Raw genomic sequence first — 25,303 nt, 5'->3', positions numbered from 1 at the left:
ATCGTACGGAGCGAGCATTCCGTTGCGGCCCCAGCGGTGGGTCAGCTCACTGTGTCTAGTCGCGTGGCGCGCGGAACAGCTCGTCAGGACCGTTCACGCCGCAGCCCGGCCCGGCCACGAACCACAGGCGTCCGGAGGCGGTGTCGACCATCATGACCACGGCGGGCCGGCCTTCGAAACGAGCGAAGTCGACCGAGGTCACCGTACCCGGAACCGCGGTGCGCACCGCGTCCAGGCAGCGAGCCAGCGCGTCGGGCGAGGCGGTGAGCCGGGCCAGCCCGGCGGGCGCCCGATGGAGGTCGTAGCTCAGGGCGGCGACGTCCCCAGGGCTGGCGGAGTCCGTGGGCGTGCTGAACAGCTCCGCGTCAGGGCTGGACTTGGCCGACGCGGCGGCGCGCATCCCCTCCCGCATCGATTCGCGCAGGTAGTCGGAGCCGCTGGCATATGCGGGCACCGGACCGGCTGCCGCAGGCGCGGCCGCGGGGGCGTCCGCCATCGTGCCCGCCTCCTGCGCCGACATGCCGAGCGGTCCCAGCGGCAGCACGATCCCGGCCAGCGCCAGCACGCCTGCCGCGACCGCGGTCGGCATCACCCAGCGTCGCCGCGGACGCCGAGCCGCGCCGGGGCGGCTGGGCCGGTCGGACCGGTCGAGGGTGCGCTCGCCCACGCCGGCGCGCGGCGCCGCGGCGGGCACCGGCGCGAACTCGGACGAGGCCAGCAGGGCGTCGAAGCGGGCGGCCACATCCGCGGGCATGGGCTCCGGTGTGGCGGAGAGCACAGCCAGGTCTGCCGAGACCAGGGCGAGCGCACCGCGCAGCTCGTCGGCGGCGGCCTGCCACGCCGGGTCCGCCGCGATCAGCTCGGCGACGCGGGCCTCGTCCGGGGTGCCCTCCAGCGCGCCGCCGACGTAGTCGGCCAGCAGATCATGATCGACTGTGGTCATGGGAGCCCCCTCTCGGTGCCAGGTCCTGCGTCCGTGTCCCTCCGACGTCAGGTGGGGCGCTCAGGTTGCGTAGGTGGCCCAACATCACAGCGAGCCGGGCCCGGCCCCGTGAGCAGCGGCTCTTGATGGTGCCCTCGGCCACGCCCATCATCTCGGCCACCTCGGCGACCGAGTAGCCCTGGAGGTCGACCAGGACCAGCGCGGCCCGCTGGTCGTACGGCAGCTCGGCCAGCGCGGCCCGCACCACCATCGCGGTGTCGTGGTCGGTGCTGGGCGCCGCCGGCTCGTTGCGGGCCGGGCCGTGGCGGTCCTCCTCCTCCGCCCCGGCCTGGCCGGGCAGCGGCAGGGTGAAGTGGGCCTGGCGCCGCCGCAGCCGGTCGACGCAGGCGTTCACCACGATGCGGTGCAGCCAGGTGGTGACGGCGGCCTCGCCGCGGAACCGGGCCGCGGCGCGATGCGCGGAGAGCATCGCCTCCTGCAGCGCGTCCGCGGCGTCCTCGCGGTCGTTGGTGGTGCGCAGCGCCACGGCCCAGAGCCGGTCGCGGTGGCGGCGGAACAGCACCCCGAAGGCGTCGGGCTCGCCGGCGGCATGGGCCGCCAGCAGCTCCTCGTCCGTACGGGGGTCCGGCCCGGTCACTGCACCTCTACCACGATCTCCTGCACGCCGACGCGGAACCGGCCGGCGTCCTCCGAATCCGGGGGCAGCTGCGAGATCCAGATCATCAGGAACTGGTACGGCGTGGTCGTGTCGGTGGAGAACACCATGGTGCTGCCGGAGTCCGGCCCGAACACGGTCGCGCCCTCGACCGGCTTGAACGTGGCGACGATGGTCTGGTCGCCGGCCTTGGTCATCGGCGCGTCGGCCGGGCCGGCCTGCAGCGTCGCCGAGGTGCCGGTGTCGGTGAGCTGCACCTTCACGCTGGAGATGATCTGCGGCTGGTCCAGCTTGATGAGGATGCCGAGGCCCTTCTTCTGCTGGCCCACGGCACCGAAGTTCTGCTTGTACCAGCTGGTGCGCCACTGCGAGTTCGCGTCGCCGTCGACCATCTTGGCGGCGTCCTTGGCGGAGTCGCGGTCGCCCACCGGGTCGACGATGCGCACCTGGTCGGCGCGCAGGTTGAGCACGCGAGGCTGCGGCGCGGCGGACTCGGCCGGGGCGGCCGACACGGTCGGCGAGGGGCTCGCGACCGGCTCCTCGGCACCGGCGTTGAGCGCGCGGACGGCGAACACCAGGCCCGCGACGACCAGTGCCAGGGCGACGCCGCCGACGGCCATCAGCTTGGGGGTCGCGGCGCGCGGGGCCGGCTCGGCGGGGTCCTCGGCGAAGCGCAGCGTGCCGTTGCCGCCGAGCAGCAGCCGCTCGCCGGTGTCCAGCCGGGCCAGCTCGGAGGTCAGCACCTGCGCGGTGGGCAGCGCGAGCTTGCCGTCGAGCAGGTCCATCACGAGATCGTCGAGGTAGGTGGGGACGCCGGCGCGGACCTGGCGCGGGGCGACCAGGGCGCCGGTGCTGTCGCGGCGGCCGTCGGGCAGCGCGGAGCGCCCCGCCTCGGCCTTCGGCCAGTGGCCGGTGAGCATGAAGTACGCCACGCCGCCGAGGCCGCGCACGTCGGCCTCGTTGCTGGTGTGGTCGTCGACCCGGGCGTCGGCGAGCACGACCCGGCCGTCGTTGGCCACCAGGACCGTGCCGGGGTGCACGTTGCCGTGCGCCATGCCGCTGGCGTGCAGCGCGGACACCGCGTCGGCGACCGCGTGCAGCACCGACGTGGCCCGTTCGGCGTCGAACGGGCCCTCCTCGGTGACCAGGTCACGCAGAGCGGTGCCCTCGATCCACTCGCGGATGACGTACGCCCGCTCGCCCTCGTCGATGGCGTCGTAGACGCCGATCAGGTTCGGGTGCACCACCCGGCTCGCGGTGACCGCGGCGGAGAGCATCTCCTCGGCGGAGGCGCCGCCGGGCGTGCGCAGCACGAGTGCGACCGGCCGGCGCAGCACCACGTCGACCCCGCGCCAGACCTGCCGGCCGGCGCTGTCGTTGTTGATGTGCTCCTCCAGGCGGTAGCGCTCGGCCAGCACATCGCCGACCGCGAGCCCGCCCAGGGGTTCGGCAGCCGACCCGGCCGCGGATGGCCCCTCGCCGACCTGGGTCACCCCGTCCTCCCTCAGTGATGCAGTCGCAATGTGCCGTCGGTGCCGCCATGGATCGGACTCAGCCCGCACGTGGAGGCCGTCGCATTGTCGTCCGCTATCTAGAGAGCCTAGGCGTTCCGCTCGGTTGCCGAGTGCGACCTTACAGCTATCTGACGAATCGGCGCAGCCGCAGAGGGCCCCTCCGAGAACTCGAACCGGTATCGGTCGGCGGGCCGGATGGGCGGTGCGGGTGGCGCAAAATAGCTACGCTTCCTCTATATCGGGCAAATCTGACAGGGAGCGGCGTGATGGTGGATGCGGCGGCGGTACGGGCCGGATACGCCTTCGACGGCCCGGCGGTCGAGCTCGGCGCGCTGGTCGGCGACGACGGCAAGGCCCAGTCCGACTGCCCGGTCCGGGTCCCGCTGGCCATGCTCAACCGGCACGGGCTGGTCGCCGGGGCCACCGGCACCGGCAAGACGAAGACCCTCCAGGTGCTCGCCGAGCAGCTGTCCGCCGCCGGGGTGCCGGTCTTCCTGGCCGACATCAAGGGCGACGTCAGCGGTATGGCCGCCCCCGGCGTGCCGAACGACTGGATCACCGAACGGATGGCCGAGCTGGGGCAGCCGTGGGTGCCCACCGCGTACCCGTGCGAGTTCCTCACCCTGGGCGGCAAGGGCGTCGGCGTGCCCGTCCGGGCAACCGTGACCGACTTCGGGCCGCTGCTGCTGGCCAAGGTGATGGATTTGACCGAGGTGCAGACCTCCTCGCTCAACCTCGTCTTCCACTTCGCCGACGCCAAGGGCCTGCCGCTGGTCGACGTGAAGGACCTGCGCTCGGTGATCCAGTACCTGATCTCCGAGGAGGGCGCCGCCGAGCTGAAGAGCCTCGGCGGCCTGTCCAAGCAGACCGCCGGGGTGCTGCTGCGGGAGCTGATCGGGTTCAGCGACGCGGGCGCGGACGCGTTCTTCGGCGAGCCCGAGTTCGCCACCACCGACCTGCTGCGCACCGCGCCCGACGGGCGGGGCATGGTCACCGTTCTGGAGCTGCCCGGCGTGGTCGCCCAGCCCGCGCTGTTCTCCTCGTTCCTGATGTGGCTGCTCGCCGACCTCTACCAGGAGCTGCCCGAGGTCGGCGATCCGGACAAGCCGAAGCTGGTCTTCTTCTTCGACGAGGCGCACCTGCTGTTCAAGGACGCCTCCAAGGCGTTCCTGGAGTCGATCACCCAGACGGTGCGGCTGATCCGGTCCAAGGGCGTCGGGGTCTTCTTCGTCACGCAGACCCCCAAGGACGTGCACGCCGACGTGCTCGCCCAGCTCGGCAGCCGGGTGCAGCACGCGCTGCGGGCGTACACGCCCGACGACGCGAAGGCGCTCAAGGCGACCGCGTCCACGTTCCCGAGGTCGGGCTACGACCTGGAGGAGGTGCTGACGCAGCTCGGCACCGGCGAGGCGATCGTGACCGTGCTGAACGAGAAGGGGGCGCCGACCCCGGTCGCGTGGACCCGGCTGCGCGCGCCCCAGTCGCTGATGGCCGCCGCCGACCCGGCCGTGCTGGCCGCGATCACGGCGGGCTCGCCGCTGGGCGCGAAGTACAACCAGCCGGTGGACCGCGAGTCGGCATACGAGATGCTCGCCGCCCGCCTGGCCCCGCCGCCGGCCCCCACACCGCCCGCGTCCACCCCGGCCCCCGCTCCCCCGCCGCAGGCCAAGCCCGAGCCGAACCTCGCCACCCAGATCCTCGGCTCCAAGACCACCAAACGCCTGCTCACGACCGCCGCCGCAGCCGCCGGCACCGCCATCATCCGCTCCATCTTCGGCACCCGCCGCCGCTGACCCGGGTGGCACCCGCCGCCGCTGACCGACGCAAGGAAGGGCACCTTCTTAACGCTATCCGTAGAGGAAGGGCACCTTCTTAACTCCCGGCCTGCACGGGTCCCGCCGTCAGCGGCCGGCTACGTCGCGATGATCGGCGTTTCGTGTCGGAACGTGAGGCCAGACCACGTCTTCCGGCACGAAACACTGATCATGGCAAGCAGCGAGGCCGCGGTTTCGGGGAAACCGCGGCCTCGGTGGGAATGAGCCGATCAGCGGCCGAGCTTGCGGCGGACCATGCCGAGGACGTCCTGGACCTCGCCGATCTTGAGGGCGAGGGCGGCGGCGCCGTACACGCCGCAGATCACGATGCCGCCGGTGGCCAGGGTGACCCAGCTGGTGAAGCCGCTCACCTCGGACTGCGTCGCGCCCATGAACAGCAGCTGGACCGTGCCGTAGCCGGCTGCCGCCGCGATGAGCCCGGCGACCACGACCTTCGCCACGGTGACCGAGATCCGGCGCAGGCCGATCAGGCCGATCCGCCGCTTGAGCAGGGCGGCCGAGAGCAGCGCGGCGAACACGTACGAGACGGCGTTGCCCAGCATCATGCCGACCGCGGTGGTGGCCGCCGCGAACGCCGCCCACCAGCCGAGCTGGATCGCCAGCCGCATGGTGATCACCGGCAGGTTGATCAGCGCCGGGGTCTTCGTGTCCTGCAGCGAGTAGTAGCTGAAGTTGAACAGCTGGCTGATCGCGAACGGCAGCAGCGCGAGTCCGGCCATGGCCAGCACCGGCGCGGTCTGGATCGAGTCCGCCCGGTGGAAGGCCCCGCGCTCGAACAGCGCGATCGAGATCGGCAGCGCCAGCACCACGTACGTGACCGCGACCGGCGCGAGCATGACCACCACGGTGCGGATGCCCTTGCTGAGGTCGGCCGCGATGTCCCCGGCCCGGCCCTCGGACGCGGCCGCGCTCATCCGCGGCAGCAGCGCCGTGATGATCGAGACCGCCACGATGCCGTGCGCCATCATCATCAGCAGGAACACGTTGTTGTAGATCATCGGACCGGCGCCGCCGACGTGACCGGCCCGGTTGAGCAGGTTCGTCAGCACCAGCAGCGCGAGCTGGTTGACGATCACATAGCAGAACATCCAGCCGCCGACCGTGGCCAGCCGGCGCAGGCCCAGCTCGCGGAAGTCGAAGCGGGCGCGCCAGCGGAAGCCGACCTTGCGCAGCGCGGGCAACAGGCCCAGCGCCTGCACCACGATGCCCAGCAGCACGCCGCCGCCCAGCACCAGGATGCGGGCCGGGGTCATCTGCTCCGGGTCGATCTGCGCGTCGCCGAAGATCACCAGGTAGGTGACGCCGGTCGCGATGACCACGGCGTTGTTCAGGATCGGGGTCCACATGGGGGCGGCGAACTGGCCCCGGGTGTTGAGCACCGCGCTGCACAGGCCGGTCAGGCCGTAGAAGAAGATCGTCGGCAGCATCAGGTACGACAGCGTGGTGATCAGGTGCTTCTGCGCGTCGGTGGCCTCGTCGCTGGCGTACGCGATGGTCAGCAGCGGGGCGCAGATCACCGCGAGCACCGTGGTGATGCCCAGCACGATCACCGCGAGGGTGAGCAGCCGCTGCGTGTAGGCCTGGCCGCGGTCCGGGTCGCTCTTGCGCGCGCGGACCAGCATCGGCACCAGCACGCTGGACAGGATGCCGCCGAGCAGCAGCTCGTAGATCATCCCCGGGAAGATCTGCGCGGTGGTGTACGCGTTGCCGACCAGCCCACCGCCGAGCGCCGCCGCCATGACCGCCGTACGCAGGAAGCCGGTGCCCCGGCTGACCAGCGACCCGACCGCCATCATGGCCGAGTTGCCGGCCGCCCCCTTGTGCTCCTCCTCGAAGCTGGGCTCGGCCGAGGCCTCCAGCTCTTCGGCGGGCAGCCCGGCAGACACCACCCTCGGCATGACGGTGGTGTTCTCGGAGTCGATCGGGGGGGTGCGATCGGGGGCTGTCATGGGATGCACCATACCTGCGAACAGCCATGACCAGCCTCCCCAGTAGGCTGGATGATCGATGTCGCCCTCACCTGAACTCTCCGCCGCCCAGCGCAACGCCGTCACCGAGCTGTTGCGCGTCTCACCCGTCGCCGACGAACTGGGCCGCCGCTTCGCCAAGGCCGGCTACGAGCTGCACCTCGTCGGCGGGTCCGTCCGGGACGCGCTGCTCGGCCGGCTCGGCGACGACCTCGACTTCTGCACCGACGCCCGTCCCGAGGACACCCTGAAGATCATCAAGGGCTGGGCCGAGGCGACCTGGGAGACGGGACGCGAGTTCGGCACCATCGGGCTGCAGCGCGGCGGGCTCCGGCTGGAGATCACCACCTACCGGGCGGAGTCGTACGACGGCGTCAGCCGCAACCCGCTCGTGCAGTACGGCGACAACCTGCACGACGACCTCGTCCGGCGCGACTTCACGATCAACGCGATGGCGGTCAGCCTGCCCGGCCACGAGTTCGCCGACCCGTTCGGCGGGCTGCAGGACCTGGCCGCGCGGGTGATCCGGACGCCGGGCACCCCGGCGCAGTCGTTCGGCGACGACCCGCTGCGCATGCTGCGCGCCGCCCGGTTCGCCGCGCAGCTGCGCTTCGACCTCGACCCCGCGGTGCGTACGGCGATGGAGCACATGGCCGCCGACCTGGACCGGATCACTGCCGAGCGGATCCGCGACGAGGTCTCCAAACTGCTGCTCGGCGCCGACCCGGTGACCGGGCTGCGGCTGCTGGTCGACACCGGCCTGGCCGACCGCTTCCTGCCCGAGCTGGCCGGGCTGAAGCTGGAGATCGACGAGCACGCCCAGCACAAGGACGTGTACGAGCACACCCTCAAGGTGGTCAGCAACGCCGCCGGGTACGACACCGCCGACGGCGGCCCCGACCTGGTCCTGCGCCTGGCCGCGCTGCTGCACGACATCGGCAAGCCGGCCACCAAGGCGGTCGGCGCCGACGGCGGGGTCAGCTTCCACCATCACGAGATGGTCGGCGCCCGCATGGCCAAGACCCGGCTCAAGGCGCTGAAGTACCCCAAGGACGTGATCGGGCCCGTCGTCGCGCTGGTGGGGCTGCACCTGCGCTTCTACGGGTACGGCCGGGGCGAGTGGACCGACTCGGCCGTGCGGCGGTACGTCACCGACGCAGGCGACCAGCTCGCCCGCCTCCACAAGCTCACCCGTTCCGACTGCACCACCCGCAACAAGCGCAAGGCGGCGCTGCTCGCCGCCGACTACGACGCGCTGGAGCAGCGCATCACCCGCATCCAGGCCGAGGAGGACCTGGCCCGGGTGCGCCCCGACCTCGACGGCAACGCGATCATGGAGCTGCTCGGCGTCCCCGCCGGCCCCGTCGTCGGCCGCGCCTGGAAGCACCTCAAGGAGCTGCGCCTGGAACGCGGCCCCCTCGACCGCGACGAGGCCGAGGCCGAACTCCAGCGCTGGGCCCGCGCCGAGGGCCTCCTCCCCTGACCCTCCCCGCCTTCGGGCCGTGCGGCGCGCGCGGCCGGGCGGGCGCGCCCGTCAAGATCGTCCAACTTGCCTGGCACTCGGGCGTATCTTGCGGCCGCATACGCCCAAGTGCCTGGCAAGTCGAGTGATCTTGGCGGGCGCGCGGCGGGTCAGGACTTGTAGACGGTGGGGGTGGCGTCCGGGTCGGGCGGGGTGGTGGCCAGGCGGGCGGTGGTGGTCCAGTACCAGGCGGCCAGCAGGACGAAGGCCGTCGAGGTGATCACCAGGGCGATCGCGGACTTGCCGTTGCCGGGCAGGGTGAGCGCGGCCGTGAACAGGCCGCCCACGAAGCACAGGTTGAACGCGGTGTCGTTGACGCTGAACACCCGCCCCCGGTAGACGTCCGCGCACTCGTGCTGGATGGTCGCGTCGACCAGGATCTTCATGCTCTGCGAGGCGACGTTCACCAGGAACACCGCGACCAGCAGCAGCGGCGCGACGAACGGCAGCCCGCAGACCAGCACCACGACGCCGACGGCGGCGACCGAGCCGGTCAGCCAGCGGCGGGCGTCCCACCAGCGCACCGCGAGCGGGGTGAGCACCGCGGCCACCGCGGCGCCCGCCGCCCCGAACAGGACCACGAGCCCCAGCTGCCCCATCGACTGGGCCGCGCCGGACAGCTCCGTCGCGGTCCGCTCGGCGGCCTTGCCGAAGTAACGGCTGTAGAGCAGGAGCACGGCGAGCGTGAGCACGCCGTAGAGGAAGCGGTACGCCGACTGCAGGATCATGATCCGGGCGGCCTTGCCGCGTGAGGCGAGGTGGCGTGCGCCGCTGACCATGCCCCGGAACACCACGACCACGGCCGCCCGGATGCTGTCGGTGGCCCGCTCGTGCGCGTCGGGGCCCAGCTCGTCGCGCCGGAAGAAGCGCCGGGCCAGCAGGCCGGAGGCGAGGTAGCCCAGGGCGGCGGTGGCGGCGATGAGGCCGTACCCGTGCCGGTCGGTGCCGACCAGCTGCAGCGCGACCACCGACGCGGCGGTGAACAGGCCGATCGAGTAGCAGATGGTGCCGAGCGTGGACGCGAGCGCGTTCGCGGGGACCAGCTTGCGCTCCTCGACCACGTGCGGCAGCGACGCGGACAGGCCCGCCAGGAAGAACCGGTTGATCGCGATGACGATCAGGGCGCACACCGCGAACCCGAGCCCTTGCAGGCCGGACCACAGCAGCGCGGCCGCGGGCAGCACCATCGCGGCGCGCGCCAGGTTGGCGGTGGACAGCGACGCCCGCCGGTCCCAGCGGTCCAGCAGCACGCCGACGTACGGCCCCATCAGCGAGTACGGCAGCAGCAGGATGGCGAACCCGGCGGCGATGGCGACCGGGCTGGACTGGCGGTCGGGGTTGAACAGCAGCGACCCGGCCAGGCCGGCCTGGAACCAGCCGTCGGCGATCTGGCTGGTGAGCCGCACCCCGAGCAGGCGCCGGAAGGGCGCGCCGGCCAGGATCGCGCGGGAGGTGGCGGCGACCCGCCGGCTCTCGGTCGCGTTCGGGATCACGGGGTGGGGCACGTCACCACCCTACGTGGCGCGCGTGGCCCGCAGGGGAACGCTGCGGACGTTCCCACCGGCGAAGGCGGGAACGTCCGCAGCGCGGGATCACTCCTTGGGAGTGGCGGCGCCGGTCACCCGCGCCAGCAGCGCGGGCAGGTCGATGCCGGTCAGGTCGTTGCCGAGCTGCAGGCCCTGCGCCACGTTGGTGGCCACGGACTTGGTCAGCGAGCTGGCGCCGTCCGTCGAGATCACGGTCATCTTGTCGATCGCGCCCATCGGGGCGGACGCGGCGGCGACCACCTGCGGCAGCACCTTCACCAGCAGGTCGAGCACGGCGGCCTCGCCGTACTGTGCGAACGCCTCGGCCTTCAGGCGCATCGCCTCGGCCTCGGACTGGCCCTTGGCCAGGATCGCGGCCGCGTCGGCGGTGCCCTCGCGCTCGACCGCGTCCGCGATGGCGGTACGCCGGCGCTGCTCGGCCTCTCCCTCCTTGGCGCCCTCGATCGCGTTGGCCTCGGCCAGCGCGGCCCGGCGGGCCCGCTCGCCCTCACCGGTCAGGCGGGCCTGCTCGGCGGACGCCTGCGCGGCGGCGATGGTGGCCTGGCGGGCCGCGTCGGCGGCGAGCACCCGGGCGTTGCGGTCGGCCTCGGCCTCCTGCTCGACCTTGTATCGCGCCGCGTCGGCGGGCTTGCGCACCTCGGTGTCGAGCTGGCGCTGCTTCAGCTCGGCGTTCTGCTCGGCGACCTTGCGCTGCTCGGCGATGATGATCTGCTGGCGCTCGGCCTCGGCGAGCGGGCCCGCCGCGGCCGAGACGGCCTTGGCCGCGTCGATCTCGGCCTGGATGGCGGCCTGCTTGAGGGCCAGGTTGCGCTGCGCCTCGGCGATCGACTCCTCGGACTTCAGCCTGGCCTGCTCGGCGAGCTGCCGGGCCTCGGCCTCGGCGATGGCGGCGTCCTTGAGCACCCGGGCGGCCTCGGGCCGGCCGAGGTCCTGCAGGTAGGAGCCCTCGGCGAGGATGTCCTGCAGCTGGAACGTGTCGAGCACCAGGCCCTGGTTGGTCATCGAGTGCTCCGCCTCCTCCGCGACGGCGGAGGCGAACGCGGCCCGGTCCCTGATGATCTCCTCGATGGTGAGCCGTCCCACGATCGAGCGCAGCGCACCGGCGAGCACCTCGCGGGTGAACTCCTCGATCTCGGACTGCTGGTGCAGGAAGCGCTGGGCGGCGGCCCGGATGGCGTCCTCGGTGCCGCCGACCTTCACGATCGCGACGCCCTGCAGGTTGGCCCGGATGCCCTGCTTGCTCACCGCACCGGTGATCTCCACGTGGATGCGGCGGCTGGACAGGTCGAGGACCTGCAGCTTCTGCACGACGGGCAGCACGAACACGGACGCGCCCATGACGACCTTCTGGCCGGACAGGTCGGTGGAGCGGGCCCCGTCGGCGGTCTCGAAGGAGCGGCCCTTGCGGCCGGTCACGATGAAGGCCTCGTTGGGGCCGGCCACCTTGATCCGGGAGAGCACGAACAGCACGAGCAGGAGTGCGAGCAGTACGCCGCCCGCGATGGCGATGGCGAGGGGTGTCATCAACCTTCCTTCTTGTAGGGAGCTACTGCTCCGGGACTTCCTGAACGATCACGCTGGTGTCGCTGACCGCGGTGATGACGGCGACCTTGGTGCCCAGCGGCACCGGGCGCTCGGCACGGGCGGAGAGTTTCACAGGCTGGCCGCCGATGCGCACCCGGACCTCGCCGAATCCCCCGGCGGGGATCGGGGTCACCACCACTCCCCGGGTGCCGACCAGATCGGCGCGGGTGGGGGTGGCGTCGGTGCGCATGTTCGACATCCGGTCGACGAGCAGACCGGACAGCAGGCCGAGGGGTATGGCGGTGATCACACCGAGGGCGAGCACCACGGCCAGCCCGATGTCTTCGCCGAACAGTTCGTTGAGCACGGCGGCGCTGAAGCCGAAGCCGCCGACGAGTCCCGCCACGAGCTCCGTGGAGACGAAGCCGTCGCCCATGTCGAGCAGATCACCGCCGAGCACGGCGACGGCCGCGATGAGAACGCCCAGTGCCCCGATGATCAGGAAGATCAGTGTCGCCGTACCCACGCCGCGAAAGGTAGCGACCTCGGGCAACAGCGGGCCGTCACGGCCTCACTCGGTGATCCAGCCGAGGACCTTGATGGCCCCCACCGATGCGAAGAACAGCGCGACGCCGAGCACGAGCAGGGTGAACAGGCAGGGCAGCACCACGCCGCGCTTGCGGCTGGGCGCGCGATAGGAGCCGGACCAGGCGGTCGGCGGGCCGGAGCGCTCGGCCTCGTCGGCGAGCTGCACCAGCCGCTGCGCGGCGCCCTCGGAGAGGTGGACGGTGTCGCCCTGGAAGTGCAGCAGCCGCAGCCGCTGCCACGGATCCGGATTGGCCTTGGCGAACGCGGCGAGCTCCGCGTCGCGTACCACGTCGGTGAGGAAACCCCAGCGGCCGGCCTCCACCGGGTTACCGGTCTGCCGGTAGATGGAGGTCAGCAGCTCGCGGATCTCTATGTCGTCAGGGAGGGCGGCCAGCAGCGTTCGCAGGCGCTGCACCGCCATGTGGGTATGCCCGGCCGCGAGATCGGCGCGCACCCGGGCGAGTACGTCCGCCTTTGCCACGCACTGATCCTTATGGAGAGGTGGTCACCACGCCAGTGGCATTTATAACGGCCGGGTCACAGATAATCAGTCGTCTCGGCGTCAGAAGATCCATTCGGCGACGGTGCGTACCCCGATGACCGCGAGCCCGGCGAGCGCGCCGAGCGTCGTGACGGCCGCGGCGGTCTGCAGTCGCCCGGATCCCCTGGGCGCCATGGGCACCGGGGCCTTCGCCGCCGTGGCGAGGGCCAGCAGCGGCGCGAGCCGCTCCCGGGAGACGTCGGTGGGTGCGGGCACCCCGACCGGCCAGCGCAGGGCTTCCAGGCGGCGGTGCGGGGGGAAGCTGGTCTCGAAGGCGGCGAGCTCGTCGGGCTCGGCGGTGTCGTCCAGGTAGGACCAGCGGCCGGCCTCTACGCCGTTGCCGGTGGCCCGGTAGATCGCGGCGAGCCTGCGCCGCAGATCGAGGTCGGTGGGGTGGGTGGCGACCAGGCTGTGCATACGCTGGATCGCCGGGTAGGTATGGCCACGGGAGAGATCCGTGGTCACCCGATCCATCAAATCAGACTTGGCCATAAGCCAACTATGCATAACTGTGCGCCAGGGGTCTATACACCGAGCGTGCCTTAAAGCCGCGCGTCAGCGCCCTATTTGTACAGACGATGGCCTATCTACTGCACGACGTGAGTCGATTTCCGCAGCAGACAGGCCATCGATCAGTGAATGAGTTAACCCGCTCACACTTTTCAGGCGGGCACCCGAAATCAACGATTTACATCGCCCTTGATGAAGTTCTCCACGGCCTCGTGGGCGTCGTGGTCGCTGTACTGCACCGGCGGCGACTTCATGAAGTAGCTCGAAGCGGACAGGATCGGGCCGCCGATCTTCCGGTCGAGCGCGATCTTCGCGGCACGCACCGCGTCGATGATCACACCGGCCGAGTTCGGAGAGTCCCACACCTCGAGCTTCAGCTCCGCGTTCAGCGGGGTGTCGCCGAACGAGCGGCCCTCCAGGCGGATGTAGGCCCACTTGCGGTCGTCGAGCCACGGCACGTGGTCCGACGGGCCGATGTGCACGTCACCCTTGGTCATCTCGTGCGGGATCTGGGACGTCACCGACTGGGTCTTGGAGATCTTCTTCGACACCAGGCGCTTGCGCTCCAGCATGTTCATGAAGTCCATGTTGCCGCCGAAGTTGAGCTGATACGTGCGCAGCAGCTCGACGCCGCGGTCCTCGAACAGCTTGGCCAGGGCGCGGTGCACGATGGTGGCGCCGACCTGGCTCTTGATGTCGTCGCCGACGATGGGCAGGCCCGCGTCCTCGAACTTCTTGGCCCACACCGGGTCGGAGGCGATGAAGACGGGCAGGGCGTTCACGAACGCGCAGCCGGCGTCGATCGCGGCCTGGGCGTAGAACTTGTCCGCCTCCTCCGAGCCGACCGGCAGGTACGCGACGACCACGTCCACCTTGGCGTCCTTGAGGACCTTGACCACGTCGGCCGGGGCGTCGTCGGACTCCTCGACCATCTCGCGGTAGTACTGGCCCAGGCCGTCGAGGGTCGGGCCGCGGTGCACGGTGACGCCGGTGGGCGGCACGTCGCACAGCTTGATGGTGTTGTTCTCGCTGGCCACGATGGCCTCGGCGAGATCCCGGCCGACCTTCTTGGCGTCGACGTCGAACGCGGCGACGAACTCGACGTCGCGGACGTGATACCCGCCGAAGTCGACGTGCATCAGGCCGGGGACACGCTCGGACGGGTCGGCGTCGCGGTAGTACTCCACGCCCTGGATCAGGGACGAGGCGCAGTTACCGACACCGACGATCGCAACGCGGACGGAGCCCATAGCTCCTGCCTCCTTCTTCATCTTCAGGCGTCCGGCCGGTCGGCCGGGATCGCCCAACTCACTCGGCGGAGTCGTCAGGGCCCGGTCGGGCCGTGAGCGGTGGTGCGGAATCTGTGCTGCGCGGCGTGGGAGGGCGCAGCTCGCCCTCGCTGCCGCGCGGTGGTGGAGTGCGGCCGGAGCGCTCGTTGGCGATGAGCTCCTCCAGCCAGCGGACCTCGCGGTCCGCCGCATCCAGGCCGTGTCGCTGCAGCTCCAGGGTGTACGCGTCGAGCCGCTCGGCGGCGCGCTGCAGCACCTCCCGGAAGCCCTCCCGGCGTTCCTCCACCTTGCGGCGGCGGCCCTCCAGGATGCGCAGCCGGATGTCGACTTCGGTGCGGGAGAAGAAGGCGAAGTGCACGCCGAACGCGGCATCCTCGTACGCCTCCGGCCCGACCTGCGCCAGCAGGTCCTGGAACCGCTCCTTGCCCTCGGCCGTGATCTTGTAGACCACCCTGCCCCGGCGGCTGGTGAGCGGCGGCACGTCGGCGTCGTCGGCGGGGGTCTCCCCCGCCTCGGTGATCCAGCCGGCGGTTTGCAGCCGTCGCAGTGTGGGGTAGAGAGAGCCGTAGCTGATCGCCGCGCGGATCGCGCCCAGCTTGGTGCTGAGTTGCTTGCGCAGCTCATACCCATGCATCGGGGATTCATGCAGCAGGCCGAGGATGGCCAGATCGAGCACGTCGGCCACCCCCTTCGTTCGGTCTCGCGGTGCGTCTGGCGGTCGGGTACCGGGTCGGTGGAACGGACGATGTATCGGCCCGATACATCGTTACGTTAGAACGTCCGGACACGTCGAGGCAATACAGCGGTGCGTACGGTCACGCCATCTCAAGATCTCTGCGCGCTCGGCTCATGTGCTGGTCACGCTGTGTGACGGCGGTCGCGGCTGGGAGAAGTAGGAGTTACCCTGCTTTTCATGCGCGCGCAGCAACGGATCACCGTGCCCTCAAACGGGGGGTCTACGGCGGGTGCCCCCCGCCGGAGCGGGTTCGTTGACTACTCGCTGCAGCGGCAGGCGCTGCTGCGAGACGTTTACACGGGGAAGGTCGGCACGTCAGAGGTGTGCGACGCCTCCCCCTACCTGAAGAGCGCGGCCCGGTTCCACGGTGAGGCCACCGAGCAGCGGTGCCCCATCTGCCGTCGCGAGTACATGATCAACGTGCACTACATCTACGGTGATCAGCTCAAGCAGTCCGCCGGGCAGGCGCGTTCGCGCGCGGAGCTGGCGGCTCTCGCCGACACGCTCGGTGAGTTTCAGGTGTACGTAGTCGAGGTGTGCCGCGGCTGCGATTGGAACCACTTGGTGGAGCAGTACCTTCTGGGACGCGCACACAGGACGGCCCCCCAGCCGTCCGCGGCTGCCACCACCGCCACATCCCCGACCGGAACGGTGTGACAGATGACTTCGTACGGCGACCCTCACGCCGGCAACGGGTACGACGACGAGTATTACCGTCAGTCGTACCAGCCCCCGGCGCAGAACTCGGGCCGCGCCTCGGTGCCATCCGATGACTACGGCTACGACTACTCGTCGAGCGCCCCGTCGGACTACGGGCAGCCGTCATCCGGTAACGGAGGCGGGTACGGCGGCCAGGGCGGCTACGGGCAGAGCGCGCCCGGCTACGGCGACCAGGGCTACGGCGGCGGCCAGGCCGGCTACGGCGGCGGCCAGGGCGGATACGGCGACCAGGGGTACGGTCAGGCGCCGGTGAGCCCGCCGGTCAGCCCGGCCGCGGGGCGGGCCAGCGTGGGCTCCTCCGCGGGACGCGCCGCGGTGGGCTCCGCGGCGGTCGGCTCGGCGGCCGTCGGCTCCGCAGCGGTGGGTGGAGCAGCGGGCCGGGCCACCGTCGGCGGCTCCGCGGGCCGCGCGACCGTGGGCGGTCCCGCGGGCCGGGCCGTGGTGCGCCCGCCCGGCCTGGAGGACGAGGACGACGCGCGCCCCGGCAAGGGCGGCGGCTCGGGCAAGACGGCGCCCGGCAAGAAGGGCAAGAAGAACAAGGTCCGCAGCATCGTGCTCGCCTCGGTGGCGGTCACCGTGCTGCTCGCCGGCGGCGGCCTGATCGGCGGCACCTACTTCTACGACTCGGTGCCCGCGCCGGAGGACTTCAGCCAGAACGAGAACACCTTCGTGCTGTCCTCCGACGGCAAGGAGATCGCCAAGCTCGGCGGCGAGAACCGCGAGATCGTCGCGATGTCCACCCTCTCCGACGAGGTGAAGGTCGCGCTGATCGCGGGTGAGGACAAGAACTTCTTCGAGCACGACGGCATCGACCTGTGGGGCATCGCCCGCGCCGCGTGGAACAACCTCACCGGCGGCGAGACCCAGGGCGCCTCGACCATCACCCAGCAGTACGCGCGTAACGCCGCCAAGGACCTCGAGGTGACCTACGCCCGTAAGCTGCGCGAGGCCGTCATGGCGCGCCGCCTGGAGCAGGAGCACAGCAAGGACGAGATCCTCGGGTACTACGTCAACACGGTCTGGTTCGGCCGCGGCTCCAACGGGGTCGGCGCCGCCGCGAAGGCCTACTTCGGCGTGACCGCCGACAAGCTGACGGTCGAGCAGGCCGCGGTGCTCGGCGCGGTGCTCAAGCAGCCGGAGCCGAACGAGACCGACGGCACCAAGGGCTTCGACCCGCACTTCAACCCGGACGCCAACAAGGAACGCTGGAACTACGTCCTGAACAACATGGTCGAGATGGGCCGGCTGGACAAGGCCAAGCGCGACGCCATGGAGTACCCGAAGGTCAAGGATTACTCGGCGAAGTCCGGTGAGACCGGCGTCCAGGGCACCGGCACCGGCTTCGTGATCCAGAAGTACGTGGACCGCGAGCTAGCCGCGTGGGGCATCACCGACTGGCGCAACAAGGGTTACCGGATCACCACCACGATCAACCTCAAGGCCCAGCAGGCACTGGAGGCGCAGCTCTTCCGCACCTTCGAGTGGAAGCAGACCTGTACCGGCGAGGGAGACAAGAAGAAGTGCACCAACGACGTGGTCAAGGCGATCGACCGTAAGGGCACGCTGATCAACGGCTATCCGAAGAACGTGATCGCGGCGGGTGTGGCGATCGATCCGAAGACCGGCCGGGTGATGGCCTACTACGGTGGCGCCGACGGTACCGGCATCGACTACGCCGGCAAGATCAATGAGGGCACCGAGTGGGAGGACGGCGGTCACCCCGCGGCCTCGTCGTTCAAGATCTACACGCTGGCGACGGCGATCGAGAACGGCATCTCCATCAAGTCGACGTGGGACCCGACCCCGCTGACGACGAAGAACTGCAAGAAGTACGACACGTGCGGCCTGGCCCCGGTGCAGAACTCGGGCCGGGACCCGGGCGACCTCAAGTGCGGCACCAACTGCACCCTCGAGGACGTCACCCGGCTCTCGCTGAACGTGCCGTTCTTCAAGATCGCGAAGAAGCTCGGCGCGAACAAGGTCCTGGAGATGGCCCGAGCGGCTGGCATCCGCACCATGTGGTCGACCGACGACGGCAAGGCGCGTGACCTCACCAAGCCCGGCGTCATCAAGGGTCCCCGCGACCCGTTCGACTACCAGGTGGCCTTCGGCCAGTACCCGATCACGGTGCTGGACCACGCTTCCGGCATGGCGACCTTCGCCAACCGCGGCATCTACAACAAGCCGCACTTCGTGATCAAGGTCGAGAAGAAGAACACGAAGACCGGCAAGTACGAGATCGTGCCGAACACCGGCGAGAAGCTCGTGGGCAAGCGGACGATCCGGCAGGAGGTGGCCGACGAGGTCACCGGCGTGCTCAAGCACATGCCGAGCAGCTACGGCCACTCGCTCGACGGCGGGCGCCAGGCCGCGGCCAAGACGGGTACCTGGGAGTCCCTCGTCAAGAAGGGCGCGAACTCCAACGTCTGGACCGTCGGCTACACGCCGCAGATCGCCACGGCGATCTGGGTGGGCAACGTGAAGAACGCCTCCGACCCGATCTACAAGCCGAAGTCCAAGGGCGGCGGCAACATCACCAGCTCCGGCCTGCCCGGCGACATCTGGGAAAAGTTCATGAACGCGGCCCACTCGGGCATGAAGAAGGAGTCGCTCCCGGACGGCACCGGTGGCAACATCGGCGAGATCGAGGGCGTGGGCGACGGCGTCATCCCGAGCCCGACGTTCGACCTCGGCCAGTGCGTCTTCAACCCGAACCAGCCGGGCTGCCCCGGGTACGACCCGAACAACCCCGGCAACCCGGGTAACCCCGGGAATCCGGGTAATCCGGATAACTCGCCATCACCGGCACCGGCACCGAGCAAGTCATGTGGCTTCGGCACAGGAAAGCCGTGTAACGGCTGACGACACGACACGAGGGGCCTCCCGGACGGGAGGCCCCTCGTTCTATATGCGGTAGTGCGGAAACGTGCGCCATGCTGCACAACCGGGATTCGTGAGGCAGGATGTCGGGCTATGAGTGATGTTCGTGAGCACGTGGTGTCGCCGGCCCGCGAGGACGGGTTCGTCCGCGGGCTGAGCGAGGCGATCGGCGGACCCCGCGGCGAGCACGCCGTGCCGGAGACCCCGTCGCGGGGTGGGCGCTTCTGGACCGCCGCGCGGATCGTGCTCGCGCTCACCTGCCTGATGCTGGCGCTGCACTGGGTGCAGAAGTCCCCCTGCCGCGACGGTGCCTGGGCGGACTACAAGCAGTACACCCACTTCTGCTACACCGACGTGCTGGCGCTGTACTACGCCGAGCACCTCAACGAGGGCGCCGTGCCCTACGTCGACTTCCCGGTGGAGTACCCGGTGCTGACCGGCGCCTTCATGGGCGCCCTGGGCCTGCCGGTGCACGCGCTCGGGGAGAAGAACCCGGCGATCAACCAGGCGCAGCTGTTCTACGACGCGAACGCGTTCGTGCTGGGCCTGTTCGCGCTGGCCACGGTGGCGATGATCATCTCGATGCGGCGGCGCAGACCCTGGGACGCGGCGCTGTTCGCCCTGTCCCCCGTGCTGCTGGTGACCGCGACGGTGAACTGGGACCTGCTGGCCATCGTGCTGGCGACGGCCGGGCTGTGGCTGTGGGGCAGGCGCTATCCGGTGGCCGCCGGGGTGCTGCTGGGCCTGGGCATGGCGGCGAAACTCTGGCCGGGCTTCCTGTTCCTGCCGATCCTGATCCTGGGCCTGCGCTCGCGCAAGTACGCCCCGATGCTGACGTCGATCGCGGCCGGCGCCGCCGCCTGGCTGGCCGTCAACGTGCCGGTCATGCTGATCAACTTCGACAACTGGCGCCGCTTCCTCGACCTCAACTCCGAGCGCATCATCGACTGGGGCACGTCCTGGTACGTCGCCCGGCACTTCGACCCGTTCGGCCTGCAGCTGTGGAACGACGTGCCGACGGTCACCAACCTGTCGCTCGGGGTCTTCGCCCTCTGCTGCGTGGGGCTGGTGATCCTGGGCCTGCGGGTGAAGACCCCGCCGCGCCTGGCCCAGCTCGCCTTCCTGGTGGTGGCGCTGTTCCTGATCACCAACAAGGTGTGGTCGCAGCAGTTCACGCTGTGGCTGCTGCCGCTGCTGGTGCTCGCCCGGCCCAAGTGGGGCGCGTTCCTGGCCTGGCAGCTCGCGGAGATCTGCTACTTCGTCGCGTTCTACGGCGAGCTGATGGGGGCGTCCGGCAAGTCGGTGTTCCCGGAGGGCGTGTTCGTCTTCGCCTCGCTGCTGCGCCTCGGCACCGTGATCGCGCTGGTCGTGCTCGTGATCCGGGACATCCTGCGGCCCGAGCAGGACGCGGTGCGCCAGGCCTACCCCGAGGTCGGCGACCCGGACGGCGGCCCGTTCAGCCACCTGCTGCCCAGCGGCCCGCTGCCCGTACACAAGACGGACGGCCCGCTCCTCGATGGGAACGGGCCGTCCACGGAGTTCACCCCGGATCGTCCGGCGGCGGTCAGTTCAGTGTGAACACCACGGCGTCCTGGGCCTCGGTGCGCTGCAGGCCCAGGCCGTCGGCGGGCGCGGTCAGCGCCGCCTCGTACGGCGTGCCCTTGACCTCCTCGCGGAGCACCAACACCGTCTTCACGCCCAGCGCGCGCAGCCGGTCCACGCTCGCCTGATCCGGGAACGTCTTGCACAGCTCCCGGATCTCGCCGAGCGTGGCCGGCGTGAAGCCGCTGTTGCCGTTGACGATCGGGGTCATCCGGTCCGTCGACCAGACCATGACCTTCATGTCCATCAGCGGGTCGCTCGGCAGCACCAGCATGGGCCCCTGGGCGGTCGCCATCGAGGCGGGCTGCAGCGGCACCACCGGGTGCTCGGTGACGTTCAGGCCCTCCATCAGCACCAGCACCACCGGGATGAGGGTGGCCAGGCGCAGCAGCGGGTGGGGCCGGGAGGGCACCCGGTCCTCCGAGACGGTCCGGGCCTGCTCCACGAACGCGGTCACCGCGCCCGCGGCCAGGATCGCCAGCAGCAGCGTGGTCCAGATGACCAGGCGGCCCGGGGTCCGGATGCCGCTCCAGCCGGGCAGGATGTCGTACAGCGTCATGTAGCCGGGGCGGCCGCCGAAGAACTTGGTGCCCATGGCCAGCACGATGGTCAGCACCACGCCGCCGAACAGCAGCAGGCGCTGGCGCACCTTCCACACCGACATCACGAGGCCCGCGAAGGCCAGGCCGTAGAGCACGAAGCCGGGCAGCAGGCTGGTCTCCCCCGCCGCCCAGCCCAGCGTCTCGCGGGCGCCGGTGTGCGCCTCGCCCCACGGCATCGACTGGGCCGGGCTGGTGAAGAAGCCCAGCAGCGGCGGCGAGTACCAGCCCACCTCGACGTCCGAGCGCTCCGCGTACGGGTGCAGCTCGATGACCTTGAAGTAGGCCAGCGCCATCAGGCCGCCGACCGCGGCGAAGATCAGGCCGCCGATCGCGTCGAAGGACAGCAGCCTCCAGCCGAACGGCTTGGGCTCGCTCCAGATCCACTTCCGGTGGACCAGGTACGACACCAGGCACACCAGCACGATCGTGGCCAGCACGTACGCGAACGGCAGGCCGATGCCGAAGCCGAGGCTGATCTGCCAGGCCGCCACCAGCCAGCCGGCCAGCGCCCAGCCGGGCTTGCGCTGGTCCGGCCGGTAGCCGTGGCGCAGCGAGTAGCCGTGGCCGCGGGCGAGCATGGCCAGCGCCAGCGCGATGCCGCCGACGGACATCACGTGCATGTGCCCGGCCTGCGCCAGCCGCCACGGCGCGTACGCGAACGCGGCGCCCGCCACGGCCGCGCCGGTCTTGCCCGAGCCGAGCTGGCGGACGAGCACGTACGCGCCGAAGAAGGCGAGCGCGTGCAGCAGGACGTACATCACGTTGTAGCGGACGAGGGCCGCCTCCAGGCCGGTGCCGAACAGGCCGGCCGGGGCGTACCCGAGCAGGGTGTCGGAGAAGGCGAAGCTGTACTTCTCCGGGTAGAAGCTGTTCGAGTGCCACAGCTGGGACCAGTCGGTCTTCAGCACGTGCCCGGACCACGCCATCTGCCACGCCTGCAGCGTCGGGTCGCCGGTGTCCTGCGGGATCGTGTACTGCGGGTAGCGCATGGTCGGCCAGGTCATCAGGACGGCCAGCGCCACCGAGGCGTACGCGGCCAGCGCCCACTCGTGCAGCAGCGCGAGCCGGGTGCCGCGCAGCACCCGGCGGAACCCGGTCGGGTTCTCCTCGGGCGCCGGGCTGAACCGGGCGAAGGCGTCCTCCGCGGCCGGCTCCGGTTCGGGCGCGGCGTGGCGAGGGGCGCCCGGTTCCTTCACGGTGGTCGGCTCCTTGGCGGGCGCGGCGTCGGTCCCGTTCACAGGTTCCCCTCTACTGGTGTGCGCGCAGGTACGCGATGTCGGCGGACTGCCCCTGCGCGCCACCTGGCGTCTCCACCACGGCGGGCGCACCGGCGGCCCGTACCACTGCGGCCACCAGCTCGGGGTCGATCATTCCGGGCTCTGAGTTCTTGACCGTCAGATTGTCGTGCCGATCGCGGCCGGAGTCGAATCCATCTCGTGATCCGTTCGCATGCACGAGATCGATCCGGCCGGTGATGCCCTTCACCCGGTCGACGATGTCGAGCAGCTCCTCGCCGCCCGCGTGGGCGTGGCAGGTGTCGAGGCAGAAGCCGACCCCGAAGTCGCCGACCGCGTCCCAGAGCCGGGCCAGCTCGTCGAAGCGGCGCGCGCAGGCGTTGTCGCCGCCGGCCGTGTTCTCGATGAGCACCTGGACCGGCAGGCCGCCGTTGTCCCTCGCCTGCTGCAGCGCCTTGCGCCAGTTCTCGATGCCGGTCGCCACGTCCTCGCCCTTGTTGACGTGGCCGCCGTGCACGATCAGACCGCTCGCGCCCACCGTGGCCGCCGCCGCGGCGTGCTGGCCGAGCAGCTTGCGGCTGGGGATGCGGATCCGGTTGTTGGTCGAGGCGAGATTGATCACGTACGGCGCGTGGATGAAGATCTGCACCGCGCTGTCGCGCAACACGGCGGCGTCCGGGCGCGCCTCCGGCGCCTTCCAGCCCTGCGGATCGGCCAGGAAGAACTGGACGACATCGGCGTTGCGCGCCGCCGCCTCGGCTAGTGGATCTTCAAAATCGACGTGGGCCCCGATAAGCATTCGACCAGTATTACCGCTCCGCGCGCCGAGTTGCGCGCCGTGCATCCGCAACCGGAGCGAACTTCTCGCGTTGATTCCAATGCCGCACCGTGCTGCCCCGGCCGGGGACCTGCGGGCGTGCCTCCTCGCCCCCCGCGAGGCGACCGGATTCCGGGGCGCACGCCCCAGGGGGAGACAGTGCTATGTCGTACGCCATCCGACGGCGAGCCGCCGCCTTCGCGGCGGCCGGCCTGCTCGCGGGCCTGCCGCTGCTGGGCGCGCACCCGGCCACGGCCGCGGAGCCCGAGGCGGCGCCAGGGGTGAGCTTCAGCGGCGGCGGGCTGGGTCTGCTGCTCTGCGGCTCGAAGCCGGCCACCGCGAAGATCACCGTGGCCGCCGAGGCCAAGGTCCGGCTCACCAACGGGCTCGGCCAGGGCGCGACGCTCCAGATCGACGGCAAGGACAGCGCCGCGGTCCCCGACGGCGAGACGGTCGAGGTCCAGTTCCACCGCGGCCCGGTCAAGGTCGCGATGGTGCCCGAGTGCCTGCTTAACCTCAACCCGACGTTCGAGCCGCTGACCGTCGAGGTGGTGAACAAGGCCACGGCGGCCCCGAGCCGGCCGACCGGCGGCCAGAGCCCGAGCGCCACGCCGAGCCGCAAGCCGTCGACCAAGCCCAGCCCCAAGGTGCCGAGCCAGGCGGGGCAGAGCCCGCAGGCCGGGCAGGGCAGTGGCCAGGAGACGAGCAGCACGAACGGGCAGCTTCCCGAGGAGCCCGAGGAGACGCTGTTCCCGACACCGTCGGACGAGGGCGAAGAGCCCGCGGTCGAGCCTTCGGCTGCCGTGGTGCTCGGCCCCGACGAGCAGAAGATGGACCCGGCGGCCAGCACCTCCTCGCCCGACAAGGGGCCAATCGGACTTCTGGCAATTATCGCCACAGTGTGTGTCGTTGGTGTGTCAGCCGGGGCAATCCGCGCTATTATCGCTCAGCGGGCAACTCGGCCAGAGTTCGCGTAAACTCAATAGTCTCCGCGGGGCGCTTCTCTCCAACATCGTCGGTGTGGTCGTTCCTCCCCAGGTCCCACCCAGCAGTCGGACAGAGCGTCCCGCGGTCCTCCTCACAGGCGGGGTCACCGGAAACGGTGACCCCGCCGTGCTGTGTCCGCATGCCGACTGTGGGCGGGCACACCACGCCATCGAGGACCGCGACGCCGGGTCCACGCGGAGGAGCAGGTAACATAACCGGGTTCCGTGTGCCGCGGGCCTATCCCGCGGCATTCGCACGGACGACGCAGACCTCCTGCTACGGACAGTCCGTAGCCGTCAGCCCATAGGAGGTGAGTACGTCTTGCGTCACTACGAAGTCATGGTGATCCTCGACCCCAGTCTCGAGGAGCGCACCGTCGCCCCGTCGCTCGACACGTACCTCAACGTGATCCGTACGTCGGGTGGCTCGGTCGAGAAGCTCGACGTGTGGGGCCGCCGCCGGCTCTCCTTCGAGATCAACAAGAAGGCCGAGGGGATCTACGCCGTCATCGACCTGCAGGCCACGCCTGCGGCCGTGGCCGAGCTGGACCGGCAGCTGCGACTCAACGAGTCCGTGCTGCGCACCAAGGTCATCCGTCCGGAAGTTCGCTGAGCTTCCCGCGGTAATCCGCAACTCGGACCGCTTCACGTGTGCTGTCGCATCCCTGTGGGAACCTTTGCGGCAGAACAAATGTGATTCGAGGAGAAGGTCATGGCTGGAGAAACCACCATCACGGTCATCGGCAACCTGACCGGTGACCCGGAGCTGCGCTTCACCCCGTCGGGTGCGGCCGTGGCGAAGTTCAGCGTCGCGTCGACGCCGCGCACCCTGGACCGCGCGACCAACGAGTGGAAGGACGGCGAGACGCTGTTCCTGAACTGCTCGGTGTGGCGCCAGGCCGCGGAGAACGTCGCCGAGTCGCTGACCCGGGGCACCCGCGTCATCGTCTCGGGCCGGCTGCGCCAGCGCTCGTACGAGACGCGCGAGGGTGAGAAGCGCACCGTCTACGAGCTCGAGGTCGACGAGATCGGCCCCTCGCTCCGTAACGCCACGGCGAAGGTGCAGCGGATGACTCGTTCCGGTGGGGGCGGCGGTTTCGGCGCCAGCTCCGGTGGTGGCGGCGGTGGCAACTCGGGTGGCGGTGGCGGTTACGCCGCCGACGACCCGTGGGCCACGGCGGCTCCGGCCGGCGGTTCGGGTGGCAACTTCGACGACGAGCCACCGTTCTGACGGATGCACGGCGGCCGGCAGGCCGTCCCGTCAGTGGACAAAAACTGAGGTAGAGGATC

General features: G+C 70.6%; 21 protein-coding genes. 8 read left to right on the top strand and 13 right to left on the bottom strand.

Annotation, left to right across the window (positions count from 1 at the left end; translation table 11 throughout):
- Positions 1-55: 55 nt before the first annotated feature.
- From Cba03nite_RS29290 to Cba03nite_RS29280, 3 genes are read right to left on the bottom strand one after another with little or no spacing between them, the layout of a single operon-like run.
- Positions 56-943 carry an RsmA family anti-sigma factor gene (locus tag Cba03nite_RS29290; protein WP_203752963.1) on the bottom strand — a complete coding sequence of 296 codons (888 nt, stop codon included), beginning with the start codon at positions 941-943 and terminating at the stop codon, positions 56-58.
- Positions 924-1,580 (bottom strand): RNA polymerase sigma factor SigM, encoded by a 657-nt coding sequence (gene sigM, locus Cba03nite_RS29285; protein ID WP_203752961.1) that lies wholly within the window; start codon positions 1,578-1,580, stop codon positions 924-926. Before sigM ends, Cba03nite_RS29290 begins: the two co-directional genes overlap by 20 nt.
- On the bottom strand, positions 1,577-3,091 hold the full coding sequence (locus Cba03nite_RS29280) for a protein kinase family protein (RefSeq protein ID WP_239126081.1): 1,515 nt from the start codon (positions 3,089-3,091) through the stop codon (positions 1,577-1,579). The genes sigM and Cba03nite_RS29280 overlap by 4 nt, the downstream gene beginning before the upstream one ends.
- A gap of 287 nt (positions 3,092-3,378) precedes the next feature.
- On the opposite strand from Cba03nite_RS29280, the gene Cba03nite_RS29275 reads away from it, so the two are divergent.
- Positions 3,379-4,905 (top strand): helicase HerA-like domain-containing protein, encoded by a 1,527-nt coding sequence (locus tag Cba03nite_RS29275; protein ID WP_203752959.1) that lies wholly within the window; start codon positions 3,379-3,381, stop codon positions 4,903-4,905.
- Positions 4,906-5,156: 251 nt separating this feature from the next.
- On the opposite strand, the gene murJ is transcribed toward Cba03nite_RS29275, so the two are convergent.
- Positions 5,157-6,896: a murein biosynthesis integral membrane protein MurJ gene (murJ, locus tag Cba03nite_RS29270; protein ID WP_239126080.1), complete on the bottom strand. Its 1,740-nt coding sequence runs from the start codon at positions 6,894-6,896 to the stop codon at positions 5,157-5,159.
- Between the two features lie 58 nt (positions 6,897-6,954).
- Here murJ and Cba03nite_RS29265 point away from each other — a divergent pair, with 58 nt between their 5' ends.
- A complete protein-coding gene (locus tag Cba03nite_RS29265) occupies positions 6,955-8,397 on the top strand; it encodes a CCA tRNA nucleotidyltransferase (RefSeq protein ID WP_203752955.1) in 1,443 nt (480 codons plus the stop codon).
- Between the two features lie 149 nt (positions 8,398-8,546).
- Here the strand turns inward: Cba03nite_RS29265 and Cba03nite_RS29260 are convergent, their stop codons facing one another.
- From Cba03nite_RS29260 to Cba03nite_RS29230, 7 genes are all read right to left on the bottom strand, one after another.
- The gene (locus Cba03nite_RS29260; RefSeq protein WP_203752954.1) at positions 8,547-9,941 is read right to left on the bottom strand and encodes an MFS transporter; all 1,395 of its coding nucleotides are present in this window, start codon (positions 9,939-9,941) and stop codon (positions 8,547-8,549) included.
- 87 nt (positions 9,942-10,028) lie between these two features.
- Entirely contained in the window at positions 10,029-11,507 is a 1,479-nt protein-coding gene (locus Cba03nite_RS29255) for a flotillin family protein (protein WP_203752952.1), read from the bottom strand.
- A 22-nt stretch (positions 11,508-11,529) separates the two neighbouring features.
- Positions 11,530-12,033: an NfeD family protein gene (locus Cba03nite_RS29250; RefSeq protein WP_239126079.1), complete on the bottom strand. Its 504-nt coding sequence runs from the start codon at positions 12,031-12,033 to the stop codon at positions 11,530-11,532.
- 45 nt (positions 12,034-12,078) lie between these two features.
- Positions 12,079-12,576, bottom strand: a complete 498-nt coding sequence (locus tag Cba03nite_RS29245) for a DUF6584 family protein (RefSeq protein ID WP_203752950.1) — start codon at positions 12,574-12,576, stop codon at positions 12,079-12,081.
- Positions 12,577-12,657: 81 nt separating this feature from the next.
- Positions 12,658-13,128, bottom strand: a complete 471-nt coding sequence (locus tag Cba03nite_RS29240) for a DUF6584 family protein (protein ID WP_308442768.1) — start codon at positions 13,126-13,128, stop codon at positions 12,658-12,660.
- Positions 13,129-13,316: 188 nt separating this feature from the next.
- Positions 13,317-14,396 carry an inositol-3-phosphate synthase gene (locus Cba03nite_RS29235; RefSeq protein ID WP_203752946.1) on the bottom strand — a complete coding sequence of 360 codons (1,080 nt, stop codon included), beginning with the start codon at positions 14,394-14,396 and terminating at the stop codon, positions 13,317-13,319.
- A 58-nt stretch (positions 14,397-14,454) separates the two neighbouring features.
- A complete protein-coding gene (locus Cba03nite_RS29230) occupies positions 14,455-15,111 on the bottom strand; it encodes a PadR family transcriptional regulator (RefSeq protein WP_239126078.1) in 657 nt (218 codons plus the stop codon).
- A gap of 237 nt (positions 15,112-15,348) precedes the next feature.
- On the opposite strand from Cba03nite_RS29230, the gene Cba03nite_RS29225 reads away from it, so the two are divergent.
- From Cba03nite_RS29225 to Cba03nite_RS29215, 3 genes are all read left to right on the top strand, one after another.
- Positions 15,349-15,828, top strand: a complete 480-nt coding sequence (locus Cba03nite_RS29225) for a DUF5318 family protein (RefSeq protein WP_203752944.1) — start codon at positions 15,349-15,351, stop codon at positions 15,826-15,828.
- Between the two features lie 3 nt (positions 15,829-15,831).
- Positions 15,832-18,753: a transglycosylase domain-containing protein gene (locus tag Cba03nite_RS29220; RefSeq protein ID WP_203752941.1), complete on the top strand. Its 2,922-nt coding sequence runs from the start codon at positions 15,832-15,834 to the stop codon at positions 18,751-18,753.
- 111 nt (positions 18,754-18,864) lie between these two features.
- Positions 18,865-20,349: a glycosyltransferase family 87 protein gene (locus tag Cba03nite_RS29215; protein ID WP_203752938.1), complete on the top strand. Its 1,485-nt coding sequence runs from the start codon at positions 18,865-18,867 to the stop codon at positions 20,347-20,349.
- Here Cba03nite_RS29215 and Cba03nite_RS29210 read toward each other — a convergent pair.
- Both Cba03nite_RS29210 and Cba03nite_RS29205 read right to left on the bottom strand, forming a co-directional pair.
- Complete coding sequence (locus Cba03nite_RS29210; protein WP_203752935.1) at positions 20,336-22,213, bottom strand: hypothetical protein; 1,878 nt, start codon at positions 22,211-22,213, stop codon at positions 20,336-20,338. The two genes, Cba03nite_RS29215 and Cba03nite_RS29210, sit on opposite strands and share 14 nt — an antisense overlap.
- A 10-nt stretch (positions 22,214-22,223) precedes the next feature.
- Positions 22,224-23,009, bottom strand: a complete 786-nt coding sequence (locus tag Cba03nite_RS29205; protein WP_203752933.1) for a deoxyribonuclease IV — start codon at positions 23,007-23,009, stop codon at positions 22,224-22,226.
- Between the two features lie 182 nt (positions 23,010-23,191).
- Between Cba03nite_RS29205 and Cba03nite_RS29200 the strand changes: the two genes are divergently transcribed.
- The 3 genes from Cba03nite_RS29200 (at position 23,192) to Cba03nite_RS29190 (ending at position 25,244) form a co-directional block, all read left to right on the top strand.
- The gene (locus tag Cba03nite_RS29200) at positions 23,192-24,004 is read left to right on the top strand and encodes a hypothetical protein (protein WP_203752931.1); all 813 of its coding nucleotides are present in this window, start codon (positions 23,192-23,194) and stop codon (positions 24,002-24,004) included.
- Positions 24,005-24,335: 331 nt separating this feature from the next.
- Positions 24,336-24,626 carry a 30S ribosomal protein S6 gene (gene rpsF / locus Cba03nite_RS29195; protein WP_120317645.1) on the top strand — a complete coding sequence of 97 codons (291 nt, stop codon included), beginning with the start codon at positions 24,336-24,338 and terminating at the stop codon, positions 24,624-24,626.
- A gap of 99 nt (positions 24,627-24,725) precedes the next feature.
- Positions 24,726-25,244 carry a single-stranded DNA-binding protein gene (locus Cba03nite_RS29190; protein ID WP_203752929.1) on the top strand — a complete coding sequence of 173 codons (519 nt, stop codon included), beginning with the start codon at positions 24,726-24,728 and terminating at the stop codon, positions 25,242-25,244.
- The last annotated feature ends 59 nt before the right edge of the window (positions 25,245-25,303 follow it).

This window comes from Catellatospora bangladeshensis, assembly GCF_016862575.1.
Classification (GTDB): Bacteria; Actinomycetota; Actinomycetes; order Mycobacteriales; family Micromonosporaceae; genus Catellatospora; species Catellatospora bangladeshensis.
Note: the sequence above shows the minus strand (reverse complement) of the source record. Positions and strands in the feature narration are given on the sequence as shown.